The sequence below is a fragment of the Achromobacter sp. SX5 genome (genome assembly GCF_056711425.1).
The window spans coordinates 5328701-5341507 of sequence record NZ_CM160041.1 but is presented as its reverse complement, the minus strand read 5'-3'; the positions used below and the strand labels follow the sequence as shown (position 1 = coordinate 5341507).

12 protein-coding genes are annotated in these 12807 nt (G+C 68.4%); 9 read left to right on the top strand and 3 right to left on the bottom strand.

Going from position 1 to position 12807, the window contains the following annotated elements:
• Positions 1-19 precede the first annotated feature (19 nt).
• Together AC1M14_RS25010 and AC1M14_RS25005 are read right to left on the bottom strand one after the other, a co-directional pair.
• On the bottom strand, positions 20-628 hold the full coding sequence (locus tag AC1M14_RS25010) for a KdsC family phosphatase (RefSeq protein WP_181391051.1): 609 nt from the start codon (positions 626-628) through the stop codon (positions 20-22).
• A complete protein-coding gene (locus AC1M14_RS25005; protein ID WP_102775231.1) occupies positions 625-1614 on the bottom strand; it encodes a KpsF/GutQ family sugar-phosphate isomerase in 990 nt (329 codons plus the stop codon). Before AC1M14_RS25005 ends, AC1M14_RS25010 begins: the two co-directional genes overlap by 4 nt.
• A 102-nt stretch (positions 1615-1716) precedes the next feature.
• Here AC1M14_RS25005 and purT point away from each other — a divergent pair, with 102 nt between their 5' ends.
• From purT to AC1M14_RS24965, 8 genes are all read left to right on the top strand, one after another.
• On the top strand, positions 1717-2934 hold the full coding sequence (gene purT, locus AC1M14_RS25000) for a formate-dependent phosphoribosylglycinamide formyltransferase (protein ID WP_102775232.1): 1218 nt from the start codon (positions 1717-1719) through the stop codon (positions 2932-2934).
• A gap of 216 nt (positions 2935-3150) precedes the next feature.
• Positions 3151-3696, top strand: a complete 546-nt coding sequence (locus AC1M14_RS24995; RefSeq protein WP_102775233.1) for a GbsR/MarR family transcriptional regulator — start codon at positions 3151-3153, stop codon at positions 3694-3696.
• Between the two features lie 121 nt (positions 3697-3817).
• A complete protein-coding gene (locus AC1M14_RS24990; protein ID WP_102775234.1) occupies positions 3818-5389 on the top strand; it encodes a cytochrome ubiquinol oxidase subunit I in 1572 nt (523 codons plus the stop codon).
• Positions 5390-5399: 10 nt separating this feature from the next.
• The gene (gene cydB / locus AC1M14_RS24985) at positions 5400-6554 is read left to right on the top strand and encodes a cytochrome d ubiquinol oxidase subunit II (protein ID WP_102775235.1); all 1155 of its coding nucleotides are present in this window, start codon (positions 5400-5402) and stop codon (positions 6552-6554) included.
• A gap of 16 nt (positions 6555-6570) precedes the next feature.
• On the top strand, positions 6571-6696 hold the full coding sequence (cydX, locus tag AC1M14_RS24980; RefSeq protein ID WP_102775236.1) for a cytochrome bd-I oxidase subunit CydX: 126 nt from the start codon (positions 6571-6573) through the stop codon (positions 6694-6696).
• Complete coding sequence (gene cydD, locus AC1M14_RS24975; protein ID WP_479730622.1) at positions 6693-8450, top strand: thiol reductant ABC exporter subunit CydD; 1758 nt, start codon at positions 6693-6695, stop codon at positions 8448-8450. The genes cydX and cydD overlap by 4 nt, the downstream gene beginning before the upstream one ends.
• Positions 8447-10141, top strand: a complete 1695-nt coding sequence (gene cydC / locus AC1M14_RS24970; protein WP_479730621.1) for a thiol reductant ABC exporter subunit CydC — start codon at positions 8447-8449, stop codon at positions 10139-10141. Before cydD ends, cydC begins: the two co-directional genes overlap by 4 nt.
• Positions 10142-10195: 54 nt before the next feature.
• The gene (locus tag AC1M14_RS24965) at positions 10196-10741 is read left to right on the top strand and encodes an adenine phosphoribosyltransferase (protein ID WP_102775239.1); all 546 of its coding nucleotides are present in this window, start codon (positions 10196-10198) and stop codon (positions 10739-10741) included.
• Here AC1M14_RS24965 and AC1M14_RS24960 read toward each other — a convergent pair whose 3' ends face one another.
• Positions 10742-11632 carry a LysR family transcriptional regulator gene (locus tag AC1M14_RS24960; RefSeq protein ID WP_111826856.1) on the bottom strand — a complete coding sequence of 297 codons (891 nt, stop codon included), beginning with the start codon at positions 11630-11632 and terminating at the stop codon, positions 10742-10744.
• A 380-nt stretch (positions 11633-12012) separates the two neighbouring features.
• On the opposite strand from AC1M14_RS24960, the gene AC1M14_RS24955 reads away from it, so the two are divergent.
• Positions 12013-12396 carry a DUF4148 domain-containing protein gene (locus AC1M14_RS24955; RefSeq protein ID WP_209166688.1) on the top strand — a complete coding sequence of 128 codons (384 nt, stop codon included), beginning with the start codon at positions 12013-12015 and terminating at the stop codon, positions 12394-12396.
• Positions 12397-12807 lie beyond the last annotated feature (411 nt).

Here is a 12807-nt window from a genome sequence, read left to right as displayed (position 1 = left end):
GTGTCGGTTGTCGCGGCGGTCATTGGATGGCGCCCGGGCCCAGCAGGCCCGGCGCCGCCAGGAATGCCCCCAGGCGTCCCTGGGACGCCAGCAGCAGGTCGCAGCATTCGCGCACCGCGCCGTTGCCGCCGGCCTGCGTGGACACCCAGTGGGCGGCCTGGCTGACGTAGCCCGGGGCGTTCGGCACGCTGGCGGCGAAGCCCGCGCGCTGCATGGCCGGCAGGTCGATGATGTCATCGCCCATATAGCCGGTCTGGTTCAGTTGGACACCGCAGCGTTGCGCAAGTTCAGCCAGCGCGCCGCCCTTGTCGCGCACGCCCTGGACCACCTCGGCGATGCCCAGTTCGGCGGCGCGGCGCGCCACGATCGGGCCCGAGCGGCCGGTCATCAGCGCCACCGTCAGCCCGCCTTCCATCAGCAGGCGCAGCCCGTGGCCGTCCAGCGCGTTGAAGCGCTTCTGCAGTTCGCCGCTTTCGCCGTAATAGAGGCTGCCGTCGGTCAGCACGCCGTCCACGTCGAACACCATCAGGCGCACGGTGGCGGCGCGTTCGCGCACGGCGGCGGGGATGCGGGCGAGGACCAGCGCGTCGGCCGGGTGAGTCACGGAAGCAGGAAGAGTCATAGTCATACCACTTTAGCGGCCATCAGATCATGCATGTGCAGGGCGCCGAGCAGGGCGCCGTCGGCATCCAGCACCAGCATGTGGTTGAGCCGTTGTTCGTCCATTTGCTGCGCGGCCTCGACGGCCAGCGCGTCGGGATTGATGCTGCGCGGCGAGCGCGTCATGCCGGATTCCACGGTCAGGCTGCGGATGTCGCCGTGCCGCGCGATCAGGCGGCGCAGGTCGCCGTCGGTGAAGATTCCCAGGGGGCGGTGCTGCGCGTCGGTCACGACCGTCATGCCCATGCCTTTGGCGGACATGACCTCGAGCGCCTGCGACACCGGCGTGCCGGCCAGCACGATGGGCAGGGCGTTGCCCTGGCGCATCACGTCGCGCACGTGCGTCAGCAGGCGGCGGCCCAGCGCGCCGCCGGGGTGCGAGCGCGCGAAATCCTGCGGGCCGAAGCCGCGCGCCTCCAGGCAGGCCACGGCCAGCGCGTCGCCCAGGGCCAGCGCGGCGGTGGTGCTGGCCGTGGGCGCGAGGTTCAGCGGACACGCCTCCTGGGCCACGCTGGCGTCCAGGTGCACGTCGGCGAGCTCGGCCAGTTCCGAACGCGGATTGCCCGTGATCGCGACCAGGCGCGCGCCCATGCGGCGGGCCACCGGCAGGATGGTCAGCAATTCCTGGCCGCTGCCCGAATACGAAATCGCGATGATCACGTCGTCACGGGTGATCATGCCGAGATCGCCGTGCACGGCCTCGGCCGCGTGCAGGAAAAAGGCCGGCGTGCCGGTCGAGGCCAGCGTTGCCGCGATCTTGCGGGCGATATGGCCGGTCTTGCCGATGCCGCTCACCACCACGCGGCCGCGACAGGCCAGCAGCATGGCGACCGCCTGCGCAAAGCTGTCGTCCAGCCGGGCCGACAGGTCCAGCAGCCCCTGGCTTTCGATTTGCAGCGTTCTGCGCGCAGATGCCAGCGCGGTCTCGGACGTAGTGGTGGGATGGTCAGTCATGGGCGGATTTTAATATCAGTATGCGGGTTTGCCCCGAGCAGGGGGGTATGGCATCCTGGCGGCTCTTTTCAACGGCTTCCAAACTCTCCTGCAGGTTCGTCCATGTCCAGCCTTCCCAGCCCCGTTCTAGGCACGCCTTTGTCTCCCCTGGCCACCCGCGTCATGCTGCTCGGGGCGGGCGAGCTGGGCAAAGAGGTCATCATCGCCCTGCAGCGGCTGGGCGTGGAGGTCATCGCGGTGGATCGGTATGCCGACGCCCCGGGCCACCAGGTGGCGCACCGGGCGCATGTGGTCTCGATGACCGACCCGCAGGCCTTGCGCAAAGTCATCGAACAGGAGCGGCCGCACGTTATTGTCCCCGAAATCGAGGCCATTGCCACCAATTTGCTGGTCGACCTGGAAGCGGCCGGCGTGGCCCGGGTGACGCCGACCGCCCGCGCCGCCCAGCTCACCATGAACCGCGAGGGCATCCGCCGCCTGGCGGCCGAAACCCTGGGCCTGCCGACCTCGCCCTACCGCTTCGTCGACACCGAGGCCGAGCTGCGCCAGGCCATCGACGGCGGCATCGGCTATCCCTGCGTCATCAAGCCGGTCATGTCGTCCTCGGGCAAGGGCCAGTCCCTGATCAAGAGCGCCGACGACATCGCCGACGCCTGGCGCTACGCCCAGGAGGGCGGCCGGGTAGGGGGCGGGCGCGCCATCGTCGAGGGCTTCATCCGCTTCGACTACGAAATCACCCTGCTCACCGTGCGCGCCCGCGGCGCCGACGGCCAGATCGAGACCCGCTACTGCGAGCCCATCGGCCACAAGCAGGTCGACGGCGACTACGTGGAAAGCTGGCAGCCGCACCCGATGTCGCCCGCGGCGCTGGAGCGCGCGCGCGAGATCGCGCTGGCCGTCACGTCCAACCTGGGCGGTTTGGGCATCTTCGGGGTGGAACTGTTCGTCGCCGGCGACCAGATCTGGTTCTCGGAAGTCAGCCCGCGCCCGCATGACACCGGCCTGGTCACCCTGATCACCCAGGTCCAGAGCGAGTTCGAACTGCACGCCCGCGCGCTGCTGGGGCTGCCGGTGGACACCAGCCTGCGTCAGCCGGGCGCCAGCAGCGTGATCTACGGCGGCGTCGACGCCGCGGCCGTGTCGTTCCACGGCGTGGCCGAGGCGCTGGCCGAGCCCGGCACCGATATCCGCCTCTTCGGCAAGCCCGAATCCTTCGTCAAGCGCCGCATGGGCGTGGGCCTGGCCGTGGCCGACGACGTCGCGGCCGCGCGCGCCAAGGCCAAGCGGGTGGCCGCCGCCGTGTCGGTCCAGGCCGGCTAGCCGCTTTTTCTTCGGTTTTCACCAGCAGCCCCCGCCCAGGCGGGGGCTGCTTGCGTTCGTCCGCCGTCGATGCCCGTCCCGCTTGCGTGCATCCCCATGCCGCCGGTGTGGTTTGCGCTTTCTCATGGTTTGTTCGATAATTTCAGAAATTTCTGAAAGTGACGTAACTGGATTTGTCTGGTTCGCCGCTTCCGTACCGCTGGCGCAGGATCGATCATGGCTCTCACCCCGCAAAACGAACGCTTCATCCTGCATTTCGGGGAAATGGGCAGCCGCTGGGGCGTGAACCGCACGGTCGGCCAGATCTACGCCCTGCTGTTCCTCTCCCCCAAGCCCCTGAACGCCGACGACATCGCCGACGCGCTGGGCTTTTCGCGCTCCAACGTCAGCCTCGGCCTGAAAGAGCTGCAGTCCTGGCGCCTGGTCAAGCTCATCCACCAGGTGGGCGACCGCCGCGACTACTTCGAAACCCCCAAGGACGTCTGGGAGATCTTCCGCACCCTGATGGAAGAAAAGCGCAAGCGCGAGATCGATCCCACGCTCTCGCTGCTGCGGGACACCCTGCTGGAGCCGCCATCCGGGCCGGATGAGGCTTACGCGCAACAGCGCATGACCGAGATGCTGGAGCTCATCGAGCTCTCCACCGGATGGTTCGACGAGGTCCAGCGTCTGCCTCCCGAAACCCTGCAGAACCTGATGAAACTGGGTTCCAAGGTGCAGAAGGTGCTGGGCTTCGCCGGCAAATTGCGCGGCAAGGAATGAAAGTGATCTGTCCTGAATTTATGGATAACCCCTATGAAGTTGTATCCAACGCCCTTACCATTGGGCGCAGACGGCCTGGGAACCATGCCGGTTGCCGTGGCATCTCTTTGGGAGCGCCCCGATGATTGATCTCGACGTCGTGAACCTGTCGCGATTCCAGTTTGCCGCGACCGTCCTCTACCACTTCCTGTTCGTTCCCCTCACGCTCGGCCTGTCTTTCATCCTGGCCATCATGGAAAGCGTGTACGTCATGACCGGCCGCCCGATCTGGCGAAAGATGACCATGTTCTGGGGCACGCTGTTCGGCATCAACTTCGCGCTGGGCGTGGCCACCGGCGTCGTGATGGAATTCCAGTTCGGCATGAACTGGTCCTACTACAGCCACTACGTGGGCGACATCTTCGGCGCGCCGCTGGCCCTCGAGGGGCTGATGGCCTTCTTCCTCGAAGCCACCTTCGTCGGCCTGTTCTTCTTCGGCTGGAACCGCATGTCCAAGGTCAGCCACCTGGTGGTGACCTGGCTGGTGGCGTTCGGCACCAACTTCTCGGCGCTGTGGATCCTGATCGCCAACGGCTGGATGCAGAACCCGGTGGGCGCGGTCTTCAATCCCGACACCATGCGCATGGAGATGACCGACTTCGCCGCGGTGATCCTCAACCCGGTGGCCCAGGCCAAGTTCGTGCACACGGTCAGCGCGGGCTACGTGGCCGGCGCCATGTTCGTCATGTCGATCAGCGCGTGGTACCTGCTGAAGGGCCGCCACATCGACCTGGCCAAGCGCTCGATGGCGGTCGCGGCCAGCTTCGGCCTGGCCTCGGCGCTGTCGGTCGTGGTGCTGGGCGACGAAAGCGGCTACCTCACCACCGAACACCAGAAGATGAAGATCGCGGCCATCGAGTCCATGTGGCACACCGAGCCGGCGCCCGCGTCCTTCAACCTGGTGGCCTGGCCCAACCAGGAAGAGCGCAAGAACGACTTCGCCATCGAGATCCCGTACGTCATGGGCATCATCGGCACGCGCTCGCTGACCACGCCGCTGCTGGGCATCGACGACCTGATCCTGCGCGCCGAGAACCGCATCCGCGACGGCATCGTGGCGTACGACGCGCTGCAGAAAATCCGCGCCAATCCCAAGGACGTGGACGCGCGCATGGTGTTCGACCGGACCTGGCCCGATCTGGGCTACGCGCTGCTGGTCAAGCGCTACCAGCCCGACATGAGCAAGGTCACCGAGGCCGACATCAAGCAGGCCGCGGTGGACACGGTGCCCACGGTGGCGCCGCTGTTCTGGACCTTCCGCATCATGGTGGCGGTGGGCATGTACCTGATCGTGTTCTTCGCCGTGGCCTTCTGGCTGGCCTCGCGCGGCCGCCTGGACAGCCGCCGCGGCCTGCTCAAGGTGGCGCTGTGGAGCCTGCCGCTGCCCTGGATCGCCATCGAAAGCGGCTGGTTCGTGGCCGAGTACGGACGCCAGCCCTGGGTGATCGAAGGCGTGCTGCCGACCTACTACGCGGCCTCGGGCCTGACCGTCATGGACCTGGTCATCTCCCTGGCGATCTACCTGGTGCTGTACACGGTGCTGGCCATCATCGGCGTCAAGGTGATGCTGCACGCCATCAAGGCCGGACCGAAGTCCGATCAGCCGGCGCCCGACAGCGCCGCCGATCCCGTCCACGCCGCCGTGCGCGCCTGAGGAGAGCATCATGGAAAATCTGATCCCCTTCGACTACGGCACCCTGCGCGTGGTGTGGTGGGTGCTGATGGGCGCGCTGCTCATCGGCTTCGCCGTGATGGACGGCTTCGACCTCGGCGTGGCCGCACTGCTGCCGGTGGTCGCCAAGACCGACGTGGAGCGCCGGGTGGTGATCAACGTGGTTGGCCCCGTCTGGGAAGGCAACCAGGTGTGGCTCATCACCGCGGGCGGCGCCATCTTCGCCGCGTGGCCGCTGCTGTACGCGGCCTCGTTCTCCGGGTTCTACCTGGCGATGATGCTGGTGCTGATCGCGCTGATCCTGCGGCCCGTGGGCTTCAAGTACCGCAGCAAGATGGAAGACACCCGCTGGCGCAGCCGCTGGGACGCCGTGCTGTGCTTTTCGGGCGTGCTGGCCTCGCTGGTGTTCGGCGTGGCCATGGGCAACATCATCCTGGGCGTGCCGTTCACGTTCGACCCCGTCACGCTGCGGCCCATCTACGAAGGCCACTTCTACCAGCTGTTCATGCCGTTCGCCTTGCTGGCCGGCGTGCTGAGCGTGGTGATGCTGGCCATGCACGGCGCCGTGCTGCTGGCCTGGCGCACCGAGGGCGCGGTGGCCGAGCGCGCCCGCAACTGGGGCCGGCTGTGCGCGTTGCTGACCGCCGCGCTTTTCATCGTCGGCGGCTTCTGGGTGGCCGGCGGCATCGGCGGCCACGTGATCACCAGCGCCATCGACGTGGCGGCCCCTTCCAATCCCATGCAGAAGACCGTGTCGGTGCAGGACGGGGCATGGATGGCCAATTACGCCAAGTGGCCGCTGATGTGGATCGCGCCCGCGCTGGGCGTGGCCGGGGCGGTGCTGGCGGCGCTGCTGCTGAGCGTGCGCGCCAACATGCTGGCGTTCCTGGCCTCGGCTACGTCCATCACCGGCGTGATCCTGACGGCGGGCTTTTCGCTGTTCCCGTTCATCATGCCCTCGTCGACCAGACCGCAGGCCGGGCTTACGGTCTGGGACGGCTCGTCCAGCCACTTGACGCTGTGGATCATGGTCATCGCGGTCGCCGTCTTCCTGCCGATCGTCACCGTCTACACCGCCTGGGTCTACCGCGTCATGCGCGGCAAGGTCACCGAGGAATCGGTCGGCGGCACGCCCAACTCATACTGACTTAGGAGCCTCCACCATGTGGTATTTCTCGTGGATACTCGGCCTGGGCCTGGCGTGCGCATTCGCCATCCTCAACGCGATGTGGTTCGAACTGCGCGAAGGCCATGCGCATGACCCGCGCGCCGGCCGCGACGACGAGTGAGGGGCGACACCAGCGCCCTCGAGCACGATCCCTCCGCAACGCTGGGCAAACCGCCGCGTGAACAGTCGCGGTGGCTGGCGGCGCTTGCCAGGGCCGCCCGGCTGCCGCTGATACTGGCGGGCGCCGCGCCGCTCGTCGGCGGCATCCTGATGGTGGCGCAGGCCTGGCTGCTGGCCAGCGTGCTGGACGCGGCCATCGTCGGGCAGGCGCCCCGGCACGAACTGATCGGCGGCATTCTCGGCATCGCCGCGCTCATGCTGGTCCGCGCGGCCATCGCCTGGGCGGGCGAGCGCGCCGGCGCCGAGGCCGCGGAACGCATCAAGCTGCACGTGCGGCTGTCGCTGTTCCGGCGCCTGCTGCGCCTCGGGCCGCACTGGAGCCGGGGCCGCGCCGCCGGCGAACTGGCCAGCGCGGTGGTGGACCAGGTCGAGGCGCTCGACGGCTATTTCGCCAAGTACCTGCCGGCCATGGCGGCGGCGGCCATGCTGCCGGTGGCGTTCTCCGTGGTGCTGCTGCCGGTGGACGTGATCGCCGGGCTGCTGCTGCTGGTCACCGCGCCGCTGATTCCGCTTTTCATGGCCCTGGTGGGCTGGGGCGCCCAGGGCGCCAGCCGCCGCCACCTGCGCGCGTTCGCGCGGCTGTCGGGCTTTTTCGCCGACCGCCTGCGCGGGCTGTCGACCCTGAAGCTGTATGGCCGGGCCGAGGCCGAAGCCGCCTCGGTGGCCGCGGCCAGCGACGCCCTGCGCCAACGCACCATGTCGGTATTGCGCATCGCCTTCCTGTCGTCGGCGGTGCTGGAGTTCTTCGCCGCGCTGGGCGTGGCGGGCGTGGCCGTCTATATCGGTCTGACCTATCTGGGCTTTCTGGACGTGCGCTGGACGCCGCTTACCCTGCAGGCGGGCCTGTTCTGTCTGCTGATGGCGCCGGAGGTCTATGCGCCGCTGCGCCAGTTCGCGGCGCACTACCACGACCGCGCCACGGCGCTGGCGGCGGTCACGCAGATCGCCGCCTTGTTCGACGGCCTGCCGCAGGACGACGGAACCGGCGATCGCGTCGAAACCGGCGTCCACGCCGCGCCCGCATCGCGCGTCGCGGGCGCGGCGGTGGCCGTGGCGGGCCTGGGCGTGCAGGCGCCGGGGCGCAGCCGCCCGGTGCTGTCCGGCGCCGCGCTGGCGCTGGCCCCGGGCGAGCATGTGGCGCTGATGGGGCCCAGCGGCATCGGCAAGTCCACGCTGCTGGAGGCGCTTGCGCGCCTGCGCCCGGCCGAAGGCGATATCCGCATCGACGGCCTGCCGCTGGCCGAATGGCGCGAAGCGGACCTGCGCGAACGCGTGGTGCTGATCGGGCAGAAGCCGCAGCTGCTGGCGGGCTCCATCGCCGACAACATCCGCCTGGGCCGGCCCGACGCCAGCGACGCCGAGCTGCGCGAAGCCGCCAGGCGCGCCTGCGTGCTGGAATTCGCCGAGGCGCTGCCGCAAGGGCTGCAGACGCGGCTGGGCGGGCGCGGCCACGGACTGTCCGGCGGGCAGGCGCAGCGCGTGGCGCTGGCGCGCCTGTTCCTGCGCGATCCGGGCCTGATCCTGCTCGACGAGCCCACGGCGTACCTGGACGAGGACACGCAGGCGCGCGTGCTGGACGAGATTCTGGCCTTTTCGGCCGGCCGCAGCCTGTTGCTGGCGACGCATGCGCCGGCCGTGGCGGCGCGGCTGGGCCGGACCTTGCGCGTGGCCGACGCGAAAGTGGAAGACGCATGAAGAACCTGTTGCTGCTGCTGCCGCTGTATGCCCGCCGAAAAAGCGGGCTTTTGCTCGCATTATTCTGCGCGCTGGCCACGGTGGCGGCGGGCGTGGGCCTGCTGGGCGTGTCGGGATGGTTCCTGACCGGGGCCGCGCTGGCCGGCGCGGGCGCCGCGTTCAATCTGTTCGCGCCGTCGGCGCTGGTGCGCGCGCTGTCGTTCCTGCGCATCGTGGCGCGCTACGCCGACCGCGTCGTCGGCCATGCCGCCACGCTGCGCCTGCTGGCGGACCTGCGCGCCGTGGTGTTCGCGGCGCTCACGCGGCTGACGCCGCGGCAACTGGCGCGCTACCGCGACGGCGACCTGGTGGCGCGCATGACGGGCGACGTGGACGCGCTGGACACGGTATTCCTGTTCGTGCTGGCGCCGCTGGCCACCGCGCTGCTGGGCGGCGCCATCCTGACCGCGGTGCTGGGGCGCTGGGTGCCCGCCGCCGCGCTGGCGTTCGCGCTGGCGCTGTTGACGGCCTGCGTGCTGGTGCCCCTGTGGCTGTTGCGGGCCGCGCGCCGGCCGGGCGCGGCGGCGCAGGAAAGCGCGGCCGGACTGCGCGCGGCCACGCTGGACGCGGTGGATGGGCATGCCGACATGGTGGCGTTGCACGCGCAGGCGCAGACCACGGATCACTTCGAGCGGCTGTGCCAGGCCAGCGCGGCCGCGCGCGGCGGCCAGGCGCGGGTCGCGGCCCGGGGCCAGTTCTTCCTGCAGTTCGCCGCCGGCGCGGCGGTGCTGGCCTGGCTCTGGTTCGGCCTGGACACGCTGGCCACCGGACGGATCAGCGGTCCGGTGCTGGCCGGCCTGCTGCTGGCGGTCATCGGCATCTTCGAAGTGGCCGGTCCCATCATGCGCGGCGTCTCGCGCATGGGCTCGGCGATGTCGGCGGCGGCGCGCATCCGCGAGGTGACGCAAAGCCAGCCCGACATGCTCGATCCCGATGCGCCGCAGGCCCTGCCCGAGACCGGCGCGCTGGAGCTGGACGGCGTGCGCTTCGCCTATCCCGCCGCGCCCGGGGAGCCGGCGCCGGCGGTGCTGGAAGACGTGAGCCTGCGCGTGGCGCCGGGCGAAAGCGTGGCCGTCCTGGGGGCGAGCGGCGCCGGCAAATCGACCCTGCTGCATCTGCTGCTGCGCCTGGAAGATCCGCAGGCCGGGCAGGTGCGTTTCGGCGGCGTGGACGCGCGCGCCTGCGCGCAGGCCGACTGGCACCGCCGCGTCGCCTTGCTGTCGCAGGAGGCGCCGGTGTTCCTGGGCACGCTGCGCACCAATCTGCTCATCGGCGATCCGCAGGCCGACGACGCCGCGCTGTGGCGCGCGCTGGACGCGGCGCGCCTGGGCGATTTCGTGCGCGGCCTGCCCGAAGGGCTGGACACCTGGGCGGGCGAAACCGGTTCGCGGCTGTCGGCAGGCCAGGCGCGCCGCCTGTGCCTGGCGCGCGCGCTGCTGTCGCCGGCCGCGGTCATCGTGCTGGACGAGCCCACCGCCGGCCTGGACGCCGCCGCCGAAACCGCGTTCTTCCAGGACCTGCGAGCCGCGGTGCGCGGGCGCGCCGTGGTGCTCGCCACCCACGCGGCCTTGCCGCCGGGGGCGGTCGACCGAAGCTACCGATTACGCGCCGGCCGCCTGCATGAACATGGTCGGAACGCCGTCCTGGCTTAAGCGCGGCCGCGAGGTTATAGTTCGCCTTGCTTCAATTCTTCAGGGCCGTCTTCCATGCAGACCGACTACGCCGAGTACATCCGGCGCACCATCCGCAGCGTTCCAGACTGGCCCCAACCCGGTGTCGTTTTTCGCGATATCACGCCGGTGCTGCAGGATCCGCGCGCATTCCGGGTGCTGATCGATCTCTTCGTCTACCGTTACATGCGCCAGCGCCTGGACCTGGTGGCCGGGATCGACGCGCGCGGGTTCATCGTGGGCAGCGTGCTGGCCTATGAACTGAACCTGGGCTTCGTGCCCGTGCGCAAGAAGGGCAAGCTGCCGTTTCGCACGGTGGCCGAGGAATACTCGCTGGAGTACGGCAACGCGTCCGTCGAAATGCACACGGACGCGGTGCGCACCGGCCAGCGCGTCCTGCTGGTGGATGACCTGATCGCCACCGGCGGCACCATGCTGGCCGCCATCAACCTGCTGCAGCGCCTGGGCGCCAACGTGGTCGAGGCCGCGGCCATCATCGACCTGCCCGGCCTGGGCGGTTCGGCCAAGGTCGCCGCCACCGGCACGCCGCTTTTCACGGTCTGTCAGTACGGGGACGATTGATCACGCATCCAGCAACCGCGGCTGGATGAAGTCCAGGAACGCCTTGGTCTTGGCCGGCAGCATGCGCGAGGGCAGCAGCGCGAACAGCGGCAGCGGCGTCAGGCTCCAGTCGGGCAGCACGCGCACCAGGCTGGATTGCTGGATGGCGCGCTCCATGGCGTCGAACACCAGCAGCGGCGTGATGCCCAGGCCCTGGCTGGCCAGGCGGGCGAGCATGCCGACGTTGTTGGCCGACAGCCGCCCCGACACCTGCACGCGTTCCACCTTGTCGCCCGAATGCAGCATCCAGAAGGATGAGTCCTCGCGCATGGTGGGCCGCAGGCATTCGTGGTGGGCGAGATCGGCCGGCGTGCGCGGTTCGCCGTGGCGGGCCAGGTAGTCGGGCGAGGCGTACAGCTGGTGCGCCATCAGCACGATCTTGCGCGATATCAGGCTGGAGTCCGGCTGCTGGCCGAAGCGCAGCACCAGGTCGAACGGATTGCTGATGGGATCGATCGGCCGCATGCTCAGATCGAAATCGCATTCGATGTCCGGATGCTGTTCGCGGAATTCGCGGATCACGGCGGGCAGGAATAGCTGCGCCAGGCTCGTGGGCAGGGAAATGCGCAGCCGGCCCTTGGGCTGCACCGCCATGTCCAGCAGCTGGTCGTGCGCGATGCGCGCCTCTTCCACGATGTGGCGGCAGCGCTCGAAATAGACGGCGCCGGCTTCGGTCAGGTCGATCTTGCGGGTGCTGCGGTTGAGCAGCCGCATTCCGATGCTGCGTTCCAGTTCGCTGACCCGGCGCGAGAGGGTGGAGGTTGGAATATTCAAGGCTTCGGCCGCGTGGCTGAAGTTCTTGCGCTTGGCGACTTCGACGAACAGGGCGATGTCGTTAAGCTGTATATCCATAGGTCCTCGTCATTCAAAATTCCATTTCTGGCAGATTCATATCATAAATGTAATTATTGTCCCGTCAGCAGGAATGTCTATTCAGCGCGGGATAAAAGTCCGGGGCGCGCATGGCGTAATCCGGCGCCGTTACGTAGCTTGCGCGTGGCTGAATGCCGGACAGGCTTGCGGCACAACGGTTTTTCCAAGTCTTGTGCAAAAATTGATCGGGTTTGGCCGGCGATAGCCAGGAATTATCCCGTTCATGAAAATATGTTCGCCAAATTAAGGGTTTTTACTAGGTCGCAATCGCCAGATACTTCGTCCCAGCAATCAAATTGTCATATCGCGGCGCCAGCCTGGCGCCTGCGGTGTGCAAGGTTTAGGATGGAGTCGTCTCAATGAAAGCCCTAGCTACCGCCCTTATGGTTACCGCCACGCTGGTAGGCATGTCCGCCGCTCACGCCGATGGCAAGACGCGTGAACAAGTCCAACAGGAACTGCAGGCCGCCAAGGCCGCCGGCCAGGTCACGTTCGGTGAACTGGATTACCCGCCTGCCGCCGCCGAGCGCAGCGGCATGTCGCGCGAGCAGGTCCAACAGGAACTGCAAGCCGCCCAGGCCGCCGGCCAGGTGACCTCGGCCGAGCTGGACTACCCGCCCAAGGCCGCCGTGTCGCAATCGGCCGGCAAGACCCGCGAGCAGGTCCGCCAGGAACTGGCCGAGGCCAAGGCGCGCGGCGAATACACCTTCGGCGAACTGGATTACCCGCCCCAAGGCAAGTAAGCCGCTCGCGCCGCAAGGCCGTCGAGAACCCCTCGCGCATGCAGGCCGAGGGGTTTTTCTTTGGCGCGCGCGGATCGATAGTGTTGCGCGCGCGCATCGGAATTGGACGGCGGCCGCGACAACTGTTGTGGGCCGACCTGGGCGCGCCAACAATATCCGGGACGGTCGTTCTCCGAATGCGTGCAATGATTCACATTTGATATCAGTGCGTTAGCGGCGGTTTCCAGAAATCGCCTGACCGGCGGCGCCGGCCATTATTCCAACCATGGAAAGTTGTTCTTCGAAATCCGGGTTACTTCGAATTGGCGCAGGCAGGACACTAGCTTCAGTGCATGCGCCGCGGCGTGCCGCGGCACGCAAATTCCGGCCCGCTTGCGTGGTGGGTTTGCGATTTGCCTTTATCTCGCCATA

Coding starts and splice junctions, on each gene's coding strand:
- purT (WP_102775232.1), top strand. CDS start 1,717: ATGTCCAGCCTTCCCAGCCCCGTTCTAGGCACGCCTTTGTCTCCCCTG.
- cydB (WP_102775235.1), top strand. CDS start 5,400: ATGGAAAATCTGATCCCCTTCGACTACGGCACCCTGCGCGTGGTGTGG.
- AC1M14_RS24960 (WP_111826856.1), bottom strand. CDS start 11,632: ATGGATATACAGCTTAACGACATCGCCCTGTTCGTCGAAGTCGCCAAG.
- AC1M14_RS25010 (WP_181391051.1), bottom strand. CDS start 628: ATGACTATGACTCTTCCTGCTTCCGTGACTCACCCGGCCGACGCGCTG.
- AC1M14_RS25005 (WP_102775231.1), bottom strand. CDS start 1,614: ATGACTGACCATCCCACCACTACGTCCGAGACCGCGCTGGCATCTGCG.
- AC1M14_RS24990 (WP_102775234.1), top strand. CDS start 3,818: ATGATTGATCTCGACGTCGTGAACCTGTCGCGATTCCAGTTTGCCGCG.
- cydX (WP_102775236.1), top strand. CDS start 6,571: ATGTGGTATTTCTCGTGGATACTCGGCCTGGGCCTGGCGTGCGCATTC.
- AC1M14_RS24965 (WP_102775239.1), top strand. CDS start 10,196: ATGCAGACCGACTACGCCGAGTACATCCGGCGCACCATCCGCAGCGTT.
- AC1M14_RS24995 (WP_102775233.1), top strand. CDS start 3,151: ATGGCTCTCACCCCGCAAAACGAACGCTTCATCCTGCATTTCGGGGAA.
- AC1M14_RS24955 (WP_209166688.1), top strand. CDS start 12,013: ATGAAAGCCCTAGCTACCGCCCTTATGGTTACCGCCACGCTGGTAGGC.
- cydC (WP_479730621.1), top strand. CDS start 8,447: ATGAAGAACCTGTTGCTGCTGCTGCCGCTGTATGCCCGCCGAAAAAGC.